Source organism: Ferruginibacter sp. (assembly GCF_031430955.1).
Lineage (GTDB): Bacteria > Bacteroidota > Bacteroidia > Chitinophagales > Chitinophagaceae > Ferruginibacter.
Window position 1 is genome coordinate 1 of the sequence record NZ_JANPCM010000039.1, and the last position, 3,948, is coordinate 3,948.

3 protein-coding genes are annotated in these 3,948 nt (G+C 35.1%); 1 reads left to right on the plus strand and 2 read right to left on the minus strand.

Going from position 1 to position 3,948, the window contains the following annotated elements; genetic code table 11:
- The coding region (locus ACY65O_RS01085; RefSeq protein WP_462219000.1) for a twin-arginine translocation signal domain-containing protein at window positions 1-94 on the minus strand (94 nt) is incomplete at its 3' end.
- 161 nt (window positions 95-255) lie between these two features.
- Complete coding sequence (locus tag ACY65O_RS01090) at window positions 256-2,754, minus strand: right-handed parallel beta-helix repeat-containing protein (RefSeq protein WP_462218998.1); 2,499 nt, start codon at window positions 2,752-2,754, stop codon at window positions 256-258.
- A 327-nt stretch (window positions 2,755-3,081) separates the two neighbouring features.
- Between ACY65O_RS01090 and ACY65O_RS01095 the strand changes: the two genes are divergently transcribed.
- On the plus strand, window positions 3,082-3,948 hold an 867-nt coding region (locus ACY65O_RS01095; protein ID WP_462218999.1), incomplete at its 3' end, for an MFS transporter.

Here is a 3,948-nt window from a genome sequence, read left to right on the forward strand (position 1 = left end):
CAAAAATTTTTAATGGCGATTGCAACAAAGTAATTCCTGCTCCTGCAGCAGTGGTTTGCTTTAAAAAATCCCGTCGGTTGTATTTAAATGTCATACAGTTATTATTTACGGTTCAAACTTATACCAATAACAAATACTAAATATGTGCAAACGTTTGTGTAATAATCATACCACAAAAAAAATATAAATTATTTTATGTTAAAAAATCGCCGCAGCTAATACGGCGATTTTTTTTGAAAACGTCAGTAGTTATTTTTATTGCACTGCTATTTTAAATATTTTTGTTTCGTCAGGTGTAGCAATCTTTACCCAATAAATACCGGGTTTTATCGCTGCCTGTTTAATCCCTTGTATATTTAATTGCTGTACACCTTTTGATAATTGTTGCTGCCTGCTTAATACTATTCTTCCTGATAAATCTATCATTTGCACATTTACTAACCCTGCAGTTTGCAAACTCATTTTTATAAATAAATTATTTACTACCGGGTTGGGGAAAGTTTTAATATTAATTTTACTTTCATCAGCAATTAACTGCTCTTCTAAACCACCACCTAAAAAAGCTGCTGGTGGCGTACCACAACCTGAGGGATTATAGCTTTGTCCTTCGCAGGAAGAATTTTGATCGTAGCCGGTTCTTTTTGCATACTGGTGAAAATTAAAATAAATAGAATCGGCGGGTAATGCAATCACTCCATCGTTATTTTTATCCTGCACAAAAATGGCCTGGCAGGCATCGCCGCTAATTACATAATAAGTATTGTACCAGAGTGTATCTGCTGATTGAGTAAGGTATAAACCCAAAACAATATTTGATAAAGACTCAATAGTATTTTGTTTAAACATACTATTTCTTAAACGGTAAATATTTACTTCAGTATAACGTTGCGAAACGTTAGTGATGCCATATTGATTATTAGCTTTTGCCCTCAATACAGAATCAAGCACATAATTATTTTTAATAGTATTATTTTTTACCGTACAATTTTGCACCCATGAGGTGGGATTAGTACTGCCATAATAAAGCCCTGCTGATAAATTATCCCGGAATACATTACTATTTACAGTGTGGTATCCGCTTATGCTGTTCGGTTGCTCGTTACCTACCGACAACCCTGTTCCGTTATTATAAGATTCATTATTTTGTACCAGAACATTTCTTGAGCCATCTAAATAAATACCGGCAGAAACTGCGATGGGTGAAATATTTCTATAGACCGTGTTATTAAGTATAAATCCATTTTTAGAAAAATTATTTGGTGCAGTTACTGTAAAAGTTGCATCATCTACCACCCATTGATAATTACCTGCTGCCACTATACCAATGTTTGCATTATCAAAAACCAAATTATTATTTACAGCAAAAGAATCTACATTTCCATTTACAGTAACAGCCTCTGCATAACCAGTAATATTATTATACACTGTATTGCTGTCGATAATAACATTTCTTATTGATGTATCAGTTGTACCCAGTATTACCAATGGATTAAGGTTATCGCTGCCGGTGGGTATTTTTTGTTTGCTACTATTTCTTGTCCATGCCATATCATAAATTTCATTTTTCTTAATAATAACATTGGAAGATTTGCCGCTTACAATAATACCAAACCTCGTATCTTTTGTGCCAACAGAAGGGCCAATATTTTGCAATGCAGAATCATTGGTCATCTTAGTTAACTTTAATCCTTCTATACGAATATACTTTGCGTCTGAAATTGCAATAAGTGCCGAAAATTTTCCGGTGATATTACTGCCATCTACAATAACATTTTCTCCGGGATAGTTTCTTATGGTGTACCACTGGCCGTTAGTACCACGGTTACTGCCAATAAAAATTCCGTCGGTTAATGGCTTATGTGTGCCTGCACGGAGATAAACGGTTACTGGTGCATTTATTAATATAGAAGGAGAATAAGTATAATTAATTCCTGCTAACTCATTTGCTTTTTTAACAGTGCGCCATGGCTTGGTGATGGAGCCACTGCCGGTTGTATCGTTACCAGTTAACGCAACATAATAGTCAGAAGCAACAGCGGTTACATTGGTTGACACTAAAGCCGTTTGCGTAATACCAGTATTACCTCCTGCATCTTTTACAAACTCACCCCAGCCGGGTGCCGAATTTCGCAATGTATCATTTGTAATGGTAATGTTAGTGTTGTTGGCAAGATAAACAGCATGAATAAAATTGCTGGTATTGTTAACTGTTGGGTAACCATATTCAGCACTGGTAGCAGTCCAGCGTAAGGTATCGAAAGCACAATTATTTATTTCAATATTTTGTGCCCCCTGTATATTAACAGCATAACCATTTGTATTTTTCAAACTTCTAAACCGCAAGCCCTGCAGCTTTACGTATTTAGCACCACTAACAATAAGCATGTTAGGATAAAATGGATTAGTAGCCAGCTTGCTTCCATCTATATATACCTTACCTTCATCACCTGCATACGGCCTGAGTGTTAAATATTTTCCATTGGCACCACCATTATTACTGCCAATATACAATTGCGATAAATAGTTAGTAGAATCAATGGTGTAAGTGCCGGCTTTAATATATACAATGGCATCTTTAGTAGTATCTCTTACCCTGTTGATAGCATAATAAATACGGTTCCATGGGCTGGCTAAAGTGCCCGTTCCATTCGTAGCCTGTGAGCCATCTACATAATAAGAATTGGCGGTTTGTGCCTTTGCCGAAATATAACACAGCAACAGCAGCACAGGTAAATAAAACATTTTCTTTTTCATGAATAATTAAGTTTGGTTTAATAATAAATAAATTAAAGTGTTTAGTTTTAAAGGCACTTCGATAAAATATTCTCTCTGTAATTCTTACTGTTGATGCTGTTAGTTATCCTGAGAAAAAATAGTACTGTTAATTTCATAGTGTAGCACAATCGTAAATCAAACATAGCAAATCGTTTTCGGTAAACATTGTGCAAGCGTTTGCACAAAAAGTATTTTACGCAAACGCTTGCGCAGAAAGCATTTCATGCAAACGTTTTACATTGCATTTGTGAATGTAATACCAGTAACTCTTTGTATTTTTCCAATTCACGTACATAAAAAATTATTATGGAGCAAAAGCAAAACAACCGTTACGCCATTATCATCATTGGCATTTTATTTTTTGTATTTGGTTTTGTTACCTGGCTTAATGGAACATTAATACCATTTTTAAAACTGGCCTGCCAGTTAGAAAATGATATACAGGCCTTTTTTGTAACCTTTGCTTTTTATATGGCATATTTTTTTCTTGCAATACCCTCATCAATAATTTTAAAGAAAACGGGATTTAAAAATGGCATGGCCTTAGGCTTATTGGTAATGGCTGCCGGATCATTAATTTTTGTGCCTGCTGCCAATGCCCGAAGTTTTGGATTATTTCTAACCGGTTTGTTTGTTCAGGGTATGGGCCTGGCATTATTACAAACAGCATCTAACCCTTACATAAGTATTGCAGGCCCTATTGAAAGTGCTGCCAAACGCATCAGCATTATGGGTATTTGCAATAAAATTGCCGGTATGTTAAGCCCCATCATTTTAGGTGCATTGGTTTTAAAAAATGCAAATGCAATTGAAGAACAGGTAAAGACAGCAACAGATACAGTAACAAAAAATAATCTTTTAAATGAACTGGCCACAAGAGTAATTTCGCCTTATATAATTATGGCTGTAGTATTAGTGCTTTTAGCAATAATGATAAAAAAATCTTCGCTTCCCGAAATTGATATGAACAAGGACGACGCAACAATAAACAATTCGATTGTAACAAAAACAAATGTATTTCAATTTAAACATTTAATGCTGGGGGTTTTGTGCTTGTTTTTATATGTAGGTGTGGAAGTAATGGCGGGTGATGCCATAGGTGCTTACGGCAGAGAATTGGGAATGCCGTTAGATGAAACAAAATATTTTACTGCCTTTACTTTGTTTTCGATG